This is a genomic window from Denitrovibrio acetiphilus DSM 12809 (assembly GCF_000025725.1).
GTDB classification, from domain to species: Bacteria; Chrysiogenota; Deferribacteres; order Deferribacterales; family Geovibrionaceae; genus Denitrovibrio; species Denitrovibrio acetiphilus.
Map to the genome: position 1 here is coordinate 238442 of NC_013943.1, position 18395 is coordinate 256836.

At 42.9% G+C, this 18395-nt stretch carries 15 protein-coding genes; 6 read left to right on the forward strand and 9 right to left on the reverse strand.

What is annotated here, in order from left to right; translation table 11 throughout:
* Nucleotides 1-19 precede the first annotated feature (19 nt).
* The 3 genes from DACET_RS16485 to DACET_RS01135 all read right to left on the reverse strand — a co-directional run bounded on the left by DACET_RS16485 (nt 20) and on the right by DACET_RS01135 (nt 3031).
* A complete protein-coding gene (locus tag DACET_RS16485; protein ID WP_013009574.1) occupies nt 20-799 on the reverse strand; it encodes a 4Fe-4S binding protein in 780 nt (259 codons plus the stop codon).
* A 189-nt stretch (nt 800-988) separates the two neighbouring features.
* Nucleotides 989-1606, reverse strand: coding sequence for a flavodoxin family protein (locus DACET_RS01130; RefSeq protein WP_013009575.1), 618 nt, complete (start codon nt 1604-1606; stop codon nt 989-991).
* Between the two features lie 135 nt (nt 1607-1741).
* Nucleotides 1742-3031 carry a 4Fe-4S dicluster domain-containing protein gene (locus tag DACET_RS01135; RefSeq protein WP_013009576.1) on the reverse strand — a complete coding sequence of 430 codons (1290 nt, stop codon included), beginning with the start codon at nt 3029-3031 and terminating at the stop codon, nt 1742-1744.
* 219 nt (nt 3032-3250) lie between these two features.
* Here DACET_RS01135 and DACET_RS01140 point away from each other — a divergent pair, with 219 nt between their 5' ends.
* The 4 genes from DACET_RS01140 to DACET_RS01155 are packed head-to-tail and all read left to right on the forward strand — an operon-like array spanning nt 3251 to nt 9575.
* Nucleotides 3251-3850, forward strand: a complete 600-nt coding sequence (locus tag DACET_RS01140; RefSeq protein WP_013009577.1) for a TetR/AcrR family transcriptional regulator — start codon at nt 3251-3253, stop codon at nt 3848-3850.
* Nucleotides 3847-5001, forward strand: coding sequence for an efflux RND transporter periplasmic adaptor subunit (locus tag DACET_RS01145; protein WP_013009578.1), 1155 nt, complete (start codon nt 3847-3849; stop codon nt 4999-5001). Before DACET_RS01140 ends, DACET_RS01145 begins: the two co-directional genes overlap by 4 nt.
* 28 nt (nt 5002-5029) lie before the next feature.
* Nucleotides 5030-8179, forward strand: coding sequence for an efflux RND transporter permease subunit (locus DACET_RS01150; protein ID WP_013009579.1), 3150 nt, complete (start codon nt 5030-5032; stop codon nt 8177-8179).
* Entirely contained in the window at nt 8169-9575 is a 1407-nt protein-coding gene (locus DACET_RS01155) for an efflux transporter outer membrane subunit (protein WP_013009580.1), read from the forward strand. Before DACET_RS01150 ends, DACET_RS01155 begins: the two co-directional genes overlap by 11 nt.
* 73 nt (nt 9576-9648) lie before the next feature.
* Here the strand turns inward: DACET_RS01155 and DACET_RS01160 are convergent, their stop codons facing one another.
* The 4 genes from DACET_RS01160 to DACET_RS01175 all read right to left on the reverse strand — a co-directional run bounded on the left by DACET_RS01160 (nt 9649) and on the right by DACET_RS01175 (nt 13545).
* Nucleotides 9649-10113 (reverse strand): RrF2 family transcriptional regulator, encoded by a 465-nt coding sequence (locus DACET_RS01160; RefSeq protein ID WP_013009581.1) that lies wholly within the window; start codon nt 10111-10113, stop codon nt 9649-9651.
* A 310-nt stretch (nt 10114-10423) separates the two neighbouring features.
* The gene (locus DACET_RS01165) at nt 10424-11143 is read right to left on the reverse strand and encodes an SIMPL domain-containing protein (protein ID WP_013009582.1); all 720 of its coding nucleotides are present in this window, start codon (nt 11141-11143) and stop codon (nt 10424-10426) included.
* Nucleotides 11144-11186: 43 nt separating this feature from the next.
* Complete coding sequence (locus DACET_RS01170) at nt 11187-13013, reverse strand: TIGR03545 family protein (RefSeq protein WP_013009583.1); 1827 nt, start codon at nt 13011-13013, stop codon at nt 11187-11189.
* Complete coding sequence (locus DACET_RS01175; protein ID WP_013009584.1) at nt 13006-13545, reverse strand: TIGR03546 family protein; 540 nt, start codon at nt 13543-13545, stop codon at nt 13006-13008. Before DACET_RS01175 ends, DACET_RS01170 begins: the two co-directional genes overlap by 8 nt.
* Nucleotides 13546-13889: 344 nt before the next feature.
* On the opposite strand from DACET_RS01175, the gene DACET_RS01180 reads away from it, so the two are divergent.
* Nucleotides 13890-14201, forward strand: a complete 312-nt coding sequence (locus DACET_RS01180; RefSeq protein ID WP_013009585.1) for an iron chelate uptake ABC transporter family permease subunit — start codon at nt 13890-13892, stop codon at nt 14199-14201.
* Nucleotides 14202-14360: 159 nt separating this feature from the next.
* On the opposite strand, the gene DACET_RS01185 is transcribed toward DACET_RS01180, so the two are convergent.
* Together DACET_RS01185 and DACET_RS01190 are read right to left on the reverse strand one after the other, a co-directional pair.
* Nucleotides 14361-15710, reverse strand: a complete 1350-nt coding sequence (locus tag DACET_RS01185; protein ID WP_013009586.1) for a sigma-54-dependent transcriptional regulator — start codon at nt 15708-15710, stop codon at nt 14361-14363.
* A complete protein-coding gene (locus DACET_RS01190) occupies nt 15707-17605 on the reverse strand; it encodes an ATP-binding protein (protein WP_013009587.1) in 1899 nt (632 codons plus the stop codon). The genes DACET_RS01185 and DACET_RS01190 overlap by 4 nt, the downstream gene beginning before the upstream one ends.
* 176 nt (nt 17606-17781) lie before the next feature.
* Here DACET_RS01190 and DACET_RS01195 point away from each other — a divergent pair, with 176 nt between their 5' ends.
* Nucleotides 17782-18342 (forward strand): cytochrome c3 family protein, encoded by a 561-nt coding sequence (locus DACET_RS01195; protein ID WP_013009588.1) that lies wholly within the window; start codon nt 17782-17784, stop codon nt 18340-18342.
* The last annotated feature ends 53 nt before the right edge of the window (nt 18343-18395 follow it).

Here is an 18395-nt window from a genome sequence, read left to right on the forward strand (position 1 = left end):
ACCGTGCGGATTATTTCTTTTATAAAAAAAACTGCGGTTCTCTTCTCGCATGGCAATTCTGTACAAGCATTTCTATCCTCTCATTAATCTGAGGGGTGTCAATGTATCTAGCTTTTCTCGGGCAGACTTTAGCACACGCCATGCACATTATGCACAGGTCAGGGTTTGAGGTCACTTTTTCTGCTATGATCATCGCGCCTGTGGGACAGGCTTTTTTGCATGCACCGCAGATAATACACTTTTCATCATCAGTTTTTGGTGTTGCCCCCTTCGGGAGCGCCAGCTCCTTGTAAGGGACATTCCCGGGAACATCAGGAATATTCATGTCGCCCTTCTTGACTTTGGAAGCAATGCTTCTGCCGAAATCAAGAGCATGGGTATCATCCTCTGCGTCGGGTCTGCCTAAGGCTACGGGGTGCCCCGCATCCGCATATGAATGTTCGCCTATGAACGCCCCCGCTGCAACAGGGATAAAACCTTTATTTTTTAAAATAGACTTTAGCTCAACCAGTGCATCCTCAAACGCTCTGTTGCCGTAAACAACTACTGCTGCTGCCGGGACATCTGCCCCGGTGATATTTTTCATACGTTCAACGGCGTTCACCTGAACACGTCCGGCATAGACAGGGACACCAAAGAGAACTACTCCGTCGGTGATGTGAACTTCCGGTCTCGCTTCCGGCCGGGTCAGATCGTGCATTATTATTTCGTAGTCGGGAAAGCCTTTTGATATACTGAGGAGTATCTTTAGGGTGGTTCCTGTTGGTGAGAAATAGATTATGTGCAGTTTCTTCTTCATGTATAGGCTCCTGTGAGATTAGTTTTGCATCTATTTTATAAAACCCCACCACACTCCGCAAGGTTTATGACCAAAAGCGGCGTGGGGCAATTCTTCGAACAGCCTATGGTGAATTCCCCGTATGGGTTCTGATTTATAAGAAAGCGTCAGAAGAGGGTGTTTCAGCCTCTCCTGCGCTCAGTAAGATACTTATTCTTTAACACCTGCTGGCGGTGCAGGGAACTGTTCCCCGGAAGTTTTTATTGATTTTCCCAACCAGTTGATAACCTGCCCCAGGTGATTCATGTTCCGCATTGCTTCATCATCTTTTAATACCTCACCCTCATTCAGAGCTACGCCTATGTTCCAGTAGATTGAACCGGGGACAATCATTGACGACATCAGAAACATGTGATTTATAGTGTCGTAAACGTGTGTTGCGCCGCCCCTCCGCACAGCCACAACAGCTGCGCCTATTTTACCTTTAAGAAGATGACCATTTGCCTGAGAGACAAATCCGGTACGGTCTAAAAGCCCTTTCATCTCTGAGGTGACGTCTGTGAAATAGGTGGGAGAGCCCAGTATGACAGCATCTGCTGCAAAGATTTTCTCCAGACAATCATTTATACAGTCAGATTCTATTATGCACCGCTTATTTTTTCTTTCATAGCATTTGCCGCATGCTAGGCAGCCTCTTACAGGCTTACCGCCTATTTTAACCAGTTCTGTTTCCCACCCTGCATCGTTGAGAGGGGACAGGACTTTATTAAGCATTGTTTCGGTGTTGCCGTTTTTGCGTGGACTGCCGCATATAGCTATAGCTTTCATTTTGCCTCCTTATCTTACAAACTTATATTGGCATAGATGTCATTATGTAGCAATTTTCAAGTTGAATAATGCGGACTGGAAAACTTACAGTGTAAAACAAAAGGGCTGATCCAGTGAGGAACAGCCCGTTTTGGATTATTTTTGTTTTGCTTCGCTTTTTTCGATAAGTTTCAGCAGATATCTAGATTTGACCTGTTCGGTTGCCATCATGCGCTTTACAGGCGGGAGCTTGAGTATTGCGCCGATCACTGCTGCCAGAGCTCTGTGTGAAAAGAGTGCTCTGTTGTCAAATATCAGATGCTCTAGACCGCCTCTTTCAACAGCCATCATCACTACTTTATGTACACCTGTTTCCGGAGTGATGATGCGTTTTTCTCTGGTTTTTAGCTTGAGAGCGTCAGTTTTACACCCCCGCAGACAGACCCCGCAGCCCAGACATGTGCTTTCGTCAAGCTTTGCTAATTTTTTCTTAGGTTTTGCCGGATCATTTGCCGAGACCATAGCCATAGATTCAACAGGGCAAAGTTCTGCACATTTTCCGCATCCGGTACATTTTGCAGCATCTATCTCCGGCAGGAAGAATGATGTGTGAACAGGGTTCATTATTCCGAATTTGCGGGCGGCAATCAGTGCTTCACAGCAGCAGCCGCAGCAGTTGCATATAAAGCTCACTTCTGTTTTACTGTTTTCGCCGAACTGAACGAGATTGTGCTCGTATGCTTTGTCGAGGAGGTCTGTACATTCGGCTGCATCGATCTGTCTTGCGTATCCGTGCCGGATGAGTGATGCGCCGACATTGTTAAAGGTCATGCATATGTCCATAGGGGCATCACATGCTTTGCCCATATGCTGCATTTTATGGCGGCAGTAACACATGCTGACGCCGATGTGGCTTGCAGTTTTTATAACCTCTGTTGCCCTTTCATAGTCATACACGTACAGGTTGTTATCCTCGGAGAGGACGTCTTCATTGACAAAAACTCGTCCAAGCTGAGTTTCACCGTTTACGAAAAGATTTTTTATGAAGTCTTCCTCGACGTTCATGTATTGATAAAAGAGCTGACCGAGAAGGTGCTGGTCGATGTCGCCTCTTGTGCGCATCATGGAGAACTCGAAAAAACCTGCCATTGGAGGTGGCAGAACATACGTCATCTCACCGTTTTCAATAATGTCGATGATAAGTGCTCTGTCACAGAGAGCGTCAAGCTGTTTTCTTGCATCCAGCTCGCTCATCTTCCATATCTCTGCTGCTTCCTTTGCTTTGAAAGGCTTGATAGGTATTTGCGCTATCAGGGCAGCTTCTTTCTCTGTCATAAGTATGGATAAAATCTTAAAAAGTGTGTCTGAGGCGGGAGCTCCCTGCGGAAACCTGTTTAATCTTTCCGCAAGTTCACTGTAGCCTCTTTTTGCTGTTAGATGTGCCATATTTCAACCTCATTGTGGGTTTGAGTATAACAAAAATAATTATATGAATGCTAATTAAAAATGAAAAAAAAGAAAATATGCTGCCTGTGTCGATTCAGCATTGTCTCTTTAGATTTAACATAAATTTACAATAATTATGTTGACTTGGATCTGCTAAAGTCATTATATTGACCGTCGAGTCAATTTTTTGAATATTATTATTATGGGTGATTAGAATTCATGGACATTAAAACCAGAAAAAAAGAGATGATCTGCAATATGATTAAGAGCAACATGGTTGCTATTGTAATATCGCTTATTAATGAAGGTAAGCCTATTACTATGGAGGATGTTGCAAACAGGTGCGGGGTTTCCAAAGGGACAATATATAATTATTTCAGCGACAGGAGGTCTCTGCTTGACCATGTACATGCAGAGATTATAAGACCTCTGAGGGAGATTGGAGAAGAGATTTTTAAAGGGGACATGATGCCTCTGGATAAAATACATGCATTTGTAAATGTAGTTATGGAGATGCCTGATTACGTTAAAGTATATTTCCGTTTTATAGGAAATGAGAGAACGGTGGCACAGGAGGAGCGGGAAAAATATGAGATGATAACTAAACCTCTATCAGAGATTTGTGCTGAAGGTATAAAAAGGGGCGAATTTATTAATGTACACCCCAGCATACTGGCAGAGATGATCAACGGGATAGTTGTGGGCACCTTGGGACTTGTGGCTGTTGCTGATTCTCAGCTGCCTGACAATGAAACAATGAACAAAGATTTTATAAAGCTTATTAATCAAATGGTCATTAAGGAGCGGAGTGATATATGAAATTAAAATTATTTGCAGGGATTATAGCTGTCGTGTTAGTGGCAGCAGGCGGTTACTATTATCTACACGCAACGGGGGCAGAGAAGGGTGCCCAGACGGAAGCACAGCAAAGTCAGCAGCGTCCGGCAACTCCTGTTGATGTCTATACTGTTCGGGCTCAGGATTTGTCTGTGTCTAAGGATCTTTCAGGCAGAACATCCTCTTTCCGGATTGCTGAAATCAGACCTCAGGTCAGCGGTATTATCAAAGAAAGACTTTTCACAGAAGGGAGCGTTGTACAAAAAGGCGATCAGCTTTATCAGATAGACCCTGATACCTATGAAGCTGCTCTTGCCAGTGCGAATGCATCGCTTATGCAGGCAGAGGCATCTTTACTCGCTGCCAAGCCGAAAGCTGAAAGATATGCGGAGCTTGTGAAGGTAGGTGGTGTCAGCCAACAGGAGTTTGACGATGCAAAAGCAGCCTCCAAACAGGCAGAGGCATCTGTGGCTGTTGCAAAAGCAGCAGTAAAGACGGCTAGGATAAACCTTGAATACACTAAAGTATTCTCTCCTATATCCGGCAGAATAGGTAAATCAAGTGTAACGGAAGGTGCTCTTGTCACTGCTAATCAGACGGCGGCTCTTGCTACTATACAGAACCTTGATCAGATATATGTGGATGTGAATCAGTCCAGTTCAGAGGTTCGCAGGCTCAAAACTGCGATGGCGGCTTCCGCAGTGAAACCGTCTGTTAAGCTTTATATTGAGGGTGATACAGAACCATATGCCTATGAAGGTGATTTTCAGTTTACAGATATTACTGTTGATGAAACAACAGGTATGGTTAATCTCCGTATACTCTTTCCAAACCCCGAGATGGATCTTCTGCCTGGGCTCTTTGTGAAGGCACGGGTTAGCCAGGAAGTTATCAAAGGAGCAATCCTCGTTCCTCAGAGGTCTGTGATGAGAAACCCTAACGGCAGTGTGTATGTTTGGGTTGCCGGAGCAGATAACAAAGTTGAGGTTAGAAATATTGAAATAGCCGATGCTTATGAAGATAAGTGGATAGTTCAGAATGGTATTAAAGACGGCGACAGAGTGCTTGTTAACGGTTTCCAGAAAACCGGTCCCGGAGCAGTTGTGTCTCCTACAGAAGTTACATCTAACTAATTACATCAGAAAATAGGATAAAAATAGTATGTCCAGATTTTTTATAGAAAGACCCGTTTTTTCATGGGTCATAGCAATTATAATTATGCTTGCGGGGGTGTTTGCTATCGAGACACTGCCGATAGAGCAATATCCGAAAATTGCACCCCCTAGTGTTGTTATCAACGCTTCTTACCCGGGTGCATCTGCCGAGACCTTGGAAAACAGTGTAACACAGGTTATCGAACAGAACCTCACAGGTATCGATAATATGCGCTACTTTTCTGCCTCCAGTGACTCCTCGGGTAATATGAGCATTACAGTTACGTTCGAGCAGGAAGCTGACCCTGATATTGCGCAGGTTCAGGTTCAGAACAAGGTGCAGGGGATACTCTCTTCTCTGCCTCAGATTGTTCAGCAGAACGGTGTGACTGTTAATAAATCATCCAGTGGTTTTTTGTTGCTTGTAGGACTTTATTCAGAAGACGGAAGCATGAATCAGTATGACATCGGTGACTATATTAACAGTAATATGGTTGACCCGATCAGCCGTGTTGTCGGTGTTGGTGATGTTACTGTCTTCGGACAGGAATATTCTATGCGTATCTGGCTTAATCCGGAAAAGATGCATAGTTACGGAGTTACAGCATCGGATGTTATTTCCGCAGTGGAATCTCAGAACGCTGATATTGCTGCCGGACAACTTGGGGGAACACCCTCTGTTAAAGGGCAGCAGCTAAACGCAACGATAACCGCTCAGACAAAACTAAGCTCTATTGAAGAGTTTGAGAATATATTACTGAAGGTGAATACAGACGGTTCCAAACTTCTGCTGAAGGACGTTGCTACAATGGAGCTTGGTGCAGAGAGCTATGATATTGTCTCACGTTTTAACGGCAGACCGGCATCAGGGGTGGCTGTGAGTCTTGCATCCGGTGCAAATGCTCTTGATACGGCTGATCATGTTAAAGAAAAGGTTGAAGAACTTGCCAAATACATGCCTGACGGGCTTAAATATGTATACCCGTATGATACAACTCCATTTGTGAAGATATCCATCGAGGAAGTTGTAAAAACTCTGCTTGAGGCCATTGTCCTTGTGTTTCTGGTTATGTTTCTGTTTTTACAGAATTTCAGAGCTACACTTATTCCCACTATTGCGGTTCCTGTCGTACTTCTCGGTACGTTCGGTGTTCTTTCCGCATTTGGCTTCAGCATAAATACTCTGACAATGTTTGCTATGGTTCTTGCTGTCGGTCTTTTGGTGGATGACGCTATTGTTGTTGTGGAGAACGTTGAAAGGCTTATGAGCGAGGAAGGACTTCCTCCTAAAGAGGCTACGAAGAAATCTATGGATCAGATCACAGGAGCACTCATAGGTATTGCGCTTGTGCTATCCGCGGTTTTCGTGCCTATGGCTTTTTTCAGCGGTTCTACAGGAGTAATTTACCGTCAGTTTTCCATTACTATTGTTTCAGCGATGGCTCTGTCGGTGCTTGTTGCTATTATCCTGACTCCTGCATTGTGTTCCACACTGCTTAAACCTGTGGAGAAGGGGCATCAGGAGCGCACTAAAGGCTTTTTCGGGTGGTTTAACAGAAACTTCAACAAGAGCAGAGATCTGTACAAGAAGAGTGTGGGATATGTTGCAGCAAGAGCAGTTAGATTCATTCTGCTTTACGGTGTTATCCTTGCAGCAATGATATTTATGTTTACCAAGATTCCTACATCCTTCCTCCCTGACGAAGACCAGGGGATTATGATGCTGATGCTCAACTCGCCTGCTGGTTCCACTATGGAGCGCACCAGATCGAATATGGAAGATGTTGAGGAATACTTTCTGACTCAGGAGAAGGATAATATTATAAGTATCTTTACCGTAACAGGCTTCAGCTTTGCCGGACAAGGGCAGAATACTGGTCTTGGGTTTGTCAAACTGAAAGACTGGGAAGAGAGACCAAATCCTGATCAGTCGGTGCAGTCCATCTCATCAAGAGCGACACAAAGACTGTGGGCAATGAAGGATGCTATGGTATTCGTTACCTATCCCCCTGCGATAACAGAGCTGGGCAGGTCTTCTGGTTTCAACATGCAGATACTTGACAGAGGAGGGCAGGGACACGAGGTTCTTGTGGAAGCAAAGCAGGAACTTTTGCAGAAAGCGAGGCAGAATCCAAAACTGACCAATATACGTTTCAATGGTCTTGAAGATGTACCCCAGTATAAGCTTGACCTTGATATAGAAAAGGCCAAGTCGCTCGGAATATCTGTTGCGGATATAATACAAACGCTTGGTGCTGCATGGGGGTCAGAGTATATTAACGACTTCACTTACGGCGGCAGGATTAAAAAGGTTTATGTTCAGGGTGCGGCTCCATACAGGATGCTCCCTGAAGATATTAATAAATGGTATATCAAAAACAGCAGCGGTGAGATGGTTTCTTTTGAAGCTTTTTCTAAAGGATACTGGAAATATGGTCCGCCGCAGCTTGCACGTTTCAACGGTGTCTCTTCAATGGAGATTCAGGGTGGACCTGTTCAGGGAGTTTCATCCGGTGAAGCGATGGATATTATGGCGCAGCTAGTAGAGGAGCTTCCCGGCGACGATATCGACCTTGCATGGTCCGGTATATCATATGAGGAGCGTGCAGCCGGCTCACAGACAACGCTTCTGTACGCTTTGTCGCTGCTTATAGTATTTTTGTGTCTTGCGGCACTTTATGAGAGCTGGTCGATACCGTTTGCTGTTATCCTGATCGTACCACTTGGTATTGTCGGTGCTGTGGCTGCGACATTGATCTTTAAGATGTCTAACGACGTTTACTTTCAGGTTGGGTTGCTGACAACTATCGGTCTGGCATCAAAGAACGCCATTTTGATTGTTGAATTCGCAAAATCTCTTTATGAGAAAGGTCACGGACTTGTTGCTTCAGCGATGATGGCAGCACAGCAGAGGCTTCGACCTATCATTATGACATCTATGGCGTTTATCCTTGGTGTTACACCGCTGGCGACTTCATCCGGTGCGGGTTCTGCAAGCCAGAACGCTATTGGTATAGGTGTTATCGGTGGTATGTTTACAGCGACATTCCTTGCTATACTGTTTGTACCGATGTTCTTTATTCTTATAGAAAATATGTTTGGCAAGAAGAAGAGCGAAATAAGGAAAACACGCAAAGGGGTGCGTAATGATAAATAAACTTATAACGGCAGCATTGCTTTGTATAGCAGTTGCAAGCTGTTCTATGATGCCGGAATATAACCGTCCGGACGTACAGCTTAACAAAAGCTGGTCAAAAGACGGCAAATATGCTTTGAACAGCGAAGAGGAGAATCCTGCTTCCATAGGCTGGGAAGATTATTTTGAGTCTTCTGTGCTTAAAAGGATAATCTCCAGAACCCTTAAAAATAACTTTGATATGCGCCTCGCTGTGCTGAATATAGATGCAGCAAAGGCCGCATACAGAATACAGAAGTCAGAGCTTCTGCCCACTGTATCAGCAAAAGGCGCGGCTTCACGTGAGAGCGTTCCGGCAGACCTGAGCAGTACAGGTAATTCTGTTACCAGCTCAACCTTCTCTGCTAACCTTGGGGTGACTGCCTATGAGCTGGATTTTTTCGGCAGGGTCAGAAGCCTTAATCAGAAAGCGCTGGAGGCATATTTTGCTACTCAGGAAGCAAAAACCAGCACCCAGATAGCTCTCATAGCTGAGACAGCATCAGCTTATCTTGAATATATGGCTGATAAAGAGATGCTGAAACTTTCGAAAAAGAACTATGACTCGTATAAAGAAACATATGAGCTTGTGAAACGTACATTCGAACTTGGAGATGCAACACAGCTGGAAGTCGCTCAGGCTGAGTCCGCTTATCAGAGTGCAAAATCCAACGTTGCACAGTACACAAGAGAAGTGGCACAGGATATTAATGCTATGAACCTGCTTGCAGGCGGAAATGTTGAAGACCTGCTTGATGATTCTGAAAGTATTGAAAGCTTGAGGTTTCTTGGTAACCTGCCTGAGGGTGTGCCCTCAACTGTTTTGCTGAACAGACCGGATATACAGAGTGCTGAGCATTCACTGAAAGCTGCAAACGCAGACATAGGTGCTGCCAGAGCTGCGCTTTATCCGACAATAAGCCTGACAGGTGCTTTCGGTGTTGCGAGTAATGAGCTGGATAATATTTTAGACAGCGGTGCAAGGTATGCATGGAATTTCACTCCGTCAGTGAGTATACCTATATTTAACCGAGGAGCTCTCAAGGCGAGTCTTGAGACAGCAAAAGTTAAAGAGAAGATTGCCGCAACTGAGTATGAAAAGGCTTTGCAGACGGCATTTAGAGAAGTTGCAGATCAGCTTGCAGCGAGAAGCACTTATAAGGAACAGCTTGATGCTCAGGAAGCACTGCTGAAGAGCACAAAAAAAGCATATGATCTTTCTCTGAAAAGATACGAGAATGGCGTGAACAGCTATCTTACGGTGCTTGATTCGCAGAGGTCACTGGTGTCTGCACAACAAACTGTTGTTGCCACACGTCAGGCATATATGACCAACCTTGTAACTTTATATAAAGTACTTGGCGGTGGTCAGATATAAAAACTGCGTCGTAATATAATATAATCACAGGGCTCTGCATTATGGTGCAGAGCCTTTTTTATGAGTGGATGTGTTAGATCATATAGTCGAATGAGTTGCTGGATGTTTGTCTGGCCTTTTCAGTTTCGCCGATCATGTCTGCCAGAGTGTTTGAAGATAATACGTCTGCCAATCGTTCGGAAATCTTTGTCAGGATAAGTCTGGTTCCGCAAAGTTCATAATCCCTGCACTGGTCGCATTTTTTCTCGCCTGTTTCATGGACTGCGCAGGGGATCAGTGCGATATTACCTTCCAAAGCCGAGATTATATCTTTCAGGTTTATCTCATTTGGAGCTAACGCCAGTTTATAGCCTCCCCCTTTGCCTATCCTGCTGGTCAGGAACCCTTCGTTTTTGAGCGTGAGCAGTATTGTTTCCAGAAATTTTTTTGGTATTCCTTCATTTTCAGCTATGACAGAAATCATAACGTTTCCTTGATTGTGACTTTCTGCAAGATATTGAAGAGCTTTGAGTGCATAAACAGTTTTCATAGAAAACATGGCTGATCCCCCCCCCTCCGTTTTTTGTAAAAAAGGATATCTAAATGCTCGGTTGTTCAGCCGAAGATAGACAAACCTATTGAATAATCCTATATAACTATAGATGTACTAGAGAATATTTCAACCAAAATTTTGACAAGTACAATCAGGTATGAAAATACTTATTGCCTACTGTTTAGCCGGATAAAAATCTCGGGTGATGATTAAGCCGGAAGAGTATAGCATTTCAATTTATGAGAAAAAGCGGGAGCTGGGAAGGCAAAAGAGAATAAAACAACTGACAGCAATATGATTGGCTGTTTTCGCACTTTCAGTCCGACAGATAAAATTCCACAGTTGAGACTACCCGGAGTTTTTTGATATGAGGGGTGTTACGGTCTCTGTCATAGATGGTGAACTGCCCCTGCGATGCCGATTTGATCTTGCCGAGTCTGCTGCTGGAGTCTTCGGCAAACTTGGTTGCGACTTCTCGTGCTTTATTAGTAGCTTCCTCTATCATGGCGGGCTTGACTTCATTAAGCCTCGTGAACAGATATTCGATTCTGTTGTCGTAATTGTTCCCTGTGAGAGCGATACCGGCTTTGCCGAGCTCGCCTATACGGTTCATTACTTCACGGACTTGTGCGACATTCTTGCTGTAAACTGTAACAGTTCTTGTTGAGGTATATCTGAACTCAGGAGTCTTTTCGCTGCCGTACATGTTTGCTGTTTTGTCTGTTACAGATGCCAGAGATATTGATATCTCTTCTGTGGGGACCCCTTGCGATATCAGGAACTGTTTGATCTTGTCAGCGTCGGAGTCCAGCGAAGAATATATGCCTTTCAGTGTATTGTCAGCCACAGTGAACTGTATCGGCCATATTATTATGTCTGCCGGGAATTCCTTTTGCGATAAACCTTTTACTTTTACTGTTCGTTCGTATTCTTTAATCTTTACTGCTGAGCTGCCCAGTGTATAGCCAAGGAAAGCAAGCCCAAGAAATATAAATATGCCGAGAATAAAAGCCTCTTTGCTTCTTGCCCTATTCATAGTGTTTTACCTCATTATGTGGTTGATAACATATTAAATGTGATCAGAAGGGGAATTTGCTTTTGAGTTTATCCAGAGCGCCTGATCCTGCCTGACCTGAGATTGCTTTTTTGATCAGGTTGTTTTTTTCGGCGGCGTTGCTGTTTAAACCTGTGAGCTCTTTGAGCTTCAACTTGCTGGAGTCATTGAGAGATAAGCCGGCTATAGCATTTTCTGAGCCTGCAAATATTTTTGTCATCTCTTCGTTATAGCGTTTCTGTATCTCTCCATTAACCTTCTGAATCTGTTTGGTCAGATACCCTTTGATGTTTCTGCTGATTATGTCTTGAAGGTTTGTGGATATGTTTATGCTGTAGTTGTCGAGAGTCCCCGATGCGGACAGGTCGGCTGTGAAGTTGTCTACTTTGCCGATGGCGGAATCCAGAAGCTCCGCAAGTTTACTGTCCATGTTTTCGCTGTTTATATCGATCCCTATCAGCGGACTGGTAAGCCTTATGTCGAGGGTAAAATCCTCGCCTGTTCCTTTTATCTGCCCCTGCATATCAATATTACCGGAAACACCTTTCAGAGAATTGTTGTCAGAAGGGTGTATAATATCTGAGATGGGATACCCTGATGCGCTTATTTGCAGATATGTACTTATTGCGTTTTCAACAACACCGACCTGACCTCCGAGAGTGAAGAATGGGGTTGTGCCTGATGATTTTAAGAGTTTCAGGTCAATATCATAAGGCTTGTATGTAATATCCGTGCTCAGGTTTTTGATGTTGCCTGTAAGGATATCTCCGTTTTTTGTAGAACCGTTCAGATACATGTTTTTAATGTAGACTCTTGGTGTTTCGCCAGATTTACGAAAGTACACATAGGTGCCTTTTTCAGATACACGTTTGACTGTTTCAGGTTTAGCTTCGCCTTTCTCCGGTCTGGGTATCATGTGCTGATATTTACGGTAGAGCGCAACTGATTTGGTTAGTGTATCGGTCAGATTTTTTCCAATCAGTTCCTGTACGATAGCTTTTGCGTCAACAGGGTTGGAATCAGCAGACATCAGGAGATCCTTTGGTGCTTTCTGTGACATTTTCTTCAGGTTTGACAGCTCATTGCTGATGTTGCTCTGTTCCATACTGAGTTCTTTTACCAGACGGTCTGTCTCGTTTTTCTTTGCCTGAACCTGTTTTATGAATGCCTGCACAGTTTCTGCATCCTTTTTTGCTTTCAGAATGTCTGCCGGAAAGTTATATGATTCAACATCAATTTTTTGAATTATTTCATAAGTTGCTTTCAGTTCTGCTGTATCAGCGGCTTTGGCTATTTTGCTATTCCACATAGCCGCTTTCTCTTTTGCCAGAGACCCCAGACGTCTTGCCTCTTTAACTGCCGGTATTTTTTCAATATCTATCGCTGTTGAGATGTCTATATCTTTGAGCTTTGAAAATATATTATTTGTTTCAGTTTTACTTGTCTCATTGTTTGCTGTTTCTGTTTCTTTCGATTTTGCCAGTGCTCCGCTGGTTTTGCGTTCGGTGTCCAGCTCCAGTCCGTCAATGGAGAAATTGTCAATGGTAACGTGCTTTTTCAGCAGAGGGGCTGCTTCTATGTCCAGTTTGGCACTGTTAAAGGTGAAGAGGTTCCGCATCGGTTTTTCTCTATCAGTCCATGACAGGTTGTCAAGTGTTACAGAAGTTTTGGTAAGGTCAGTTTCAAGGGAGTCCAGTTCGACTTTAGCTCTGTTAATTGTTTCTGATGAAACGATAAAAGCCTTTTTTAGCAGGCTGTCCATGAAAACCAGTATAAAAACTGCTATAAGCGATATGACCGCCAGCCATATAATAAGTCCTTTTATTCTGAATAATGATATAAGCTTACGCATGTGCACCGTTCCCTAAAAGGTCGTAAGCCTTTTTGAGCCATATGAATATTTTTGAATTTGCAACAGCCTTGTACCATCTGCTTTTTTCTATTTTATCTTTCAGATCCTTTCTGTAGCGGAATACAAAGTATCTGACGCCTGCAAACATGGGAATGAAAAGCAGTAGTGAAACTATCAGGCTGCCGAGTGTGTACGTGTTGTTCAGGTCTGAGAACTGCATTAAAGGCAGATCGAAGAATCCCGTCCAGAAGGGGATCAGTCTGGGGGAATCTGCTAAAAGATAATACCCCAGCTTGTCAGCAACAGGTGCAACTACGTATCCGGGGATAAAAAGTATTGTAAAACCAAGCACAGCACTGCGGAAACTGACAGCCGTTACTGTAATAAGCAGTAATACTATCAGGTTATGAGGAGAAAACAGTGGTGTTAAAGCCATTATTGCGCCCAGACAGAACCCGAATGCGACCTGATTTGGGGTCTCTTCGCTGCTGAGTATCTGAAGAACTTTTAATATTATTTTCCATATAATCATACTTTATTGTATCACATGCATATAATAGAAACGATATTATTTTGTTTGTATTTAATGTGAGAATTCACATAAGCTGTCCACCTCTCAGTCAGCCGGTGATAATTTAAAGTTCTGAAAATATAGTTTATGTGAGATGCAATTTGCTACTTATTCATTTAAGGCAGGTACTGCTCCTTTCCAATATTATTAGATTTCATTATAACACGTATAGCAGGGCAACAGGTTATCTGATCAGATACATTGTGTGAAAGCACTGTAAAAATGCACCAAAGAGTGCTTGACAAAAGTAAATTATAGATAGACTATTTGTCGATATTGATAATCAATATCTGGCGGGTCATTTAATGAAGATTTTTATTTTAACATTGTTGCTGGTAATTCTTGGTTTTGCTTCTCTCTTTCTGGGATTCACAGATATCTCTGTTATGGACTTATTTTCTATGACAGACAGACAGGCGCTTGTTATGGTTGTCAGCAGGATACCGAGGCTTGCAGCGGTCGTCATAACAGGGGCATCCATGAGTATATGCGGTGTTATTATGCAGCAGGTGACTCATAACAAATTTGTCTCTCCGACCACAGCCGGCACGATGGATGCGCAAAGCAGAAATCTGGTATCTTTGACTCAGAGTCAAGTGCGGATAGATTCTCATTAGTGCTCTTTTTATGTGGCAATGGGAGCTGTGCCAATGCTAGCGCACTGATTCGTCTATTACCAGCTATAAAAGTTGGACTTAGTTTTTCAATTCAGGTTCTGAATTAATATGCAAAAAAGTGGGGTAGTCTCAGTTAATTCAATTATTATCTAACAAAGGCTACTTTCTTAAGCGTCTGCTTAAAGTTGACTGAGATATCCCTATCATAGCGGCAGCTTTGGTCTGGTTATTCCCTGCCAGCTTCATGGCATCACAAATAAGCTGATCTATGACTTCGTCAACTTTTGGTAATGGACTATCATTAAGATCAATTTTTGTTTCATTGGATGTCAGGTAACTTTGCAGGTCTTTTGCCTGAATTTTATTTTGAGTACGTGCCAGCACGTCAAAGCATATTGCTCTTAATTGACGCGTATTTCCGGGGAAAGAATAGGCGCTAATTAAATCCAGAGCATCCTGAGTTATTTCAGGGACACTTCTCTGGAACTCTTGTGATGCCTGACTGATAAAATGATGAAACAAAATCTGAATATCCTCAGGCCTTTCCCTCAGAGGAGGTATATGTACAAAGTGAGTGTTCAGTCTGTAATACAAATCCTGACGAAACTCGCCCGCTCTGCATTTGTCCTCCAGATTTTGATTTGTGGCAAAGATCAGTCTTGCGCGGGACTTAGAAGCCGCATCAGACCCAAGCTGCTGATATTCTCCATCCTGTGCAAGATATAAAAGCTTCACCTGAAGAGTATTTGGAAGATCACCTATTTCATCAAGGAACAATGTTCCGTCATCTGCCTTTTGTATGGCTCCCGGGCGGTTTGAATCGGCACCTGTAAAGGCACCTTTCCTGTGCCCGAAAAGCGTGTCAGAGAAAGCATGATCATCAAGACCGCTCACGTTTATAGACACAAAAGGTCTGCCCGGGCGGGACAGTTCCGCCGTTGCTTTGGCGAGTACGCCTTTTCCAACACCACTTTCACCTGTTATCAGTATTGGGTAAGGGCTGACTGCTAAGGCTGTCAGATATTTAAATACCGAATGCATACGGCTACTCTTAGTAATGAAATCCTTAAACACAGGGAATTCCTCACTAATAGAAAACAGTCCGTCTTTCAGCGCATGGTTTTCTTTTTCAAGCTGATGTATTTTTATAATGCGTTTAATATTACTTATCAGTTCTTCTATGAGAGATGTTTTCACCATATAGTCCATAGCTCCCAGCTTTCCGCAATTCAGCGCCATATGGATATCGTTCACCCCTGTCATAATTATCACGGGCAGATGAGGAAATTTCTGTTTGATCCTGTGCAGCACATCTTTTCCAGAGACATCTCCGAGCATTAAATCCAGGAAAACCAGGTCTGTATCTTCCTTTTCTAAGATATCAAAAACTTCGTCTTCTCTTTGAGCGGTGCGTATATTTTCAGATGAGGTAATATCATATTGCAAAAGCGTCCGTCTGAAAGAGACAAGCCAGTCCCTTTCGTCATCTACCAGAAGGATTGATGTCATAATGTCTCCTTAGGGAAGAATATTCTGACACGTGTACCTTCCCCTTCTTCAGAATCCAGGATATAGTGTCCCCAATGTTCTTTTACAATACTGGCGACTATTGACAGCCCCAACCCTGTGCCGTTTTTCCGTGTAGTATAAAATGATTCAAAAGCTTTCTGCTTCACTTCGGGGCTCATGCCGCAGCCTTCGTCCTCTATTGAAAATACGACATACTTGCCATCTTCAGATTCGCTCAGGCTGCATGTTATAGCCTGTTCACTATCGGTAAGGGCGTAGCATGCATTTTGGATCAGGTTGATAATGATCTGCTCTATGTGCTGAGCGTGTCCCCTGACAGGAGCAACCGGTTCATCTATTCGACAAGTAAAATTTCTGGTGAAGCTCTTGACGAAATACCCCACAAAACGAACAGAATCATTAAGGATAAGTTTCAAATCCACCAGTGCATAGGCATCATCACGTTTTTTACTGAATGTTTTGAGATCATTAACAGTGTTTATGATGCGCAGTATATTTTCTGTAATAATTGTATGCGCAGATATCTCTTCCTGACGTGCATCAATCCAGCTAAGCCCGGCAAAGCGTCTTGATGGATCAGGTGTCTCCAAATTTTTATGTATATCGTTTGAAAGCTTTTGCAGAAAATCGATGTTGTGCATGATTAGTCCCGCCGGATTATTAATCTCATGGGCTATATTTGCAGCCATATTTCCCAGTGCAGTCATTCTGTCTAAGACGAGCAGTTCATCTCTTTGACGTACTTTTTCAGTAATATTAGAAGCAACAATCAAAAGCGGCTCACTACCTTTTTCCAAAATAATACCCGAGACCTCCCACGTCTCTGTATTGTCGAGGAAGAGTTTTGTTTCAAATGATTTGTTTGTGACAATAGCCTGCTCTATCTCATTACTTATCAGCTCAATTTTAAAATTAGCATTGGAAGATGCCGCATTTGACCACACAGGCATCCCATTTGAATTTATCAGGTAGATTTGCTCAGGCAATACATCCAGAAGCATCTGCAGTAGCCCGGTCAAAGTGTTTAGGGACGCTGTCTTCTGATGTACTCGCATGTGAAGTGATTTGTTCCATAAAAGCATGAGCAATATAGTGAGAACTACAGTTAGCACAATATGTATCATATATTTATGCCACAGAGGCGTGTCCTTCGAGCGTGACCACTTTTTCATTATTTCAAAATAATCACCAGATGCTTTCAGCTCTTCCATCGCGTCATTCAGCCTAGCATATAGAGCACTATTGGTTTTATTCATTGCAAAGCCATATATAGTTGGAATTATAGGAAAACCACAGATTTTTATCTCATAATGCTTCGGCAGATTTAGAATAGACGGAAGACTTGCCACAAAAAAATCACCTCTTCCAGCCAGATAATCTTCAACCATATCTATATGGTTTTGATAACTGATAAGATTCAGATTATATTCATCTTTATGCTTCTGGAGATAGCTGTCTGTATAGCTTCCCTTCATGAAAAGTACAGTCTTGCCCCTCCAGTCTTCCATACTTTCTATTGGAGGATCGTCTATCCTGTTCACCGCGTATCTGTATATTACTACAGACTGCTCTATGTATGCGGCAAATTGATCAGCTTCAGGTATCGGGGAAATGCTCATCATGGTGATCTCGTTATTTTTCAACTTATAAAGAAGCTCGTCTCGCTCACCTGGGGTGATAGTGTATGTACATCCGGCCTTTTTAGCCATCTGTTTAAGAAGATCGACATTCATACCGTGGGGGACGCCATTGTCGTCGATCCATTCATAGGGTTTATATGGGTCAACCCTTAGTCCATAGGTAATATTGCAGCTATCCTGTGCGTACACCGCAGCAGAAAGTAGAATAAAAATTAAGATAATTAAATGTTTCATCAGTACTTATAACACATAAAAAAAATGAATGCAATTTGCATTAACTATGCAACATGCAATGCATTATGCATAGAAGCTATCATTGTTAGAGTTTAAAATACTAATAGATATGGTCTTATTGTTTGGCAATAACTTTGCTTTATCTGAAACTGAAATATTTTTAACAGGAGCAAATTATGCCGAGTATTAAAAAATGCATAGTACCACTGGTTTTGATTTTTGTTCTGACGCTATGCAACGTTGCCATATCAAAGGGCAATATTCCTACCGAATGGAGCATGGATACGGATTGCACTCTATGCCATACCCACGAGGCAGATACTTTAAAAAATGAAAAATGCCTTATCTACGCTCACAGCGATCAAAGCTGCACAGCATGCCATTCACAAGAAAAAAAGCTGGCTGTTTCGCACAGGAAAATGTCTGCAGATACCTCAAAACTGAAACGCCTGAAAAGAACCACCGTTGATGAGGCGAACTGCATTGCATGTCATGGCGAATGGAAAGACCTTGCCGAACAGACAAAGAATACAACTCTGGTAAAGGACTCTGAGGGAACAGTTGTCAATCCGCATAGAGTAAGGGCAGACATAAACAAGAAGAATCAGCACGATCTGATTACATGCACAAATTGCCACAGGATGCATACAGAATCAAATCTTGCAGAAGCTGCAAACGAGGAATGCCGCACCTGTCACCATAAAGGTGTATACACATGCGGCACTTGCCACGATTAAATAGATATATAAGTGGAATAGACCTTAAAGGTTTTTTGACAGTAATTGTAAAG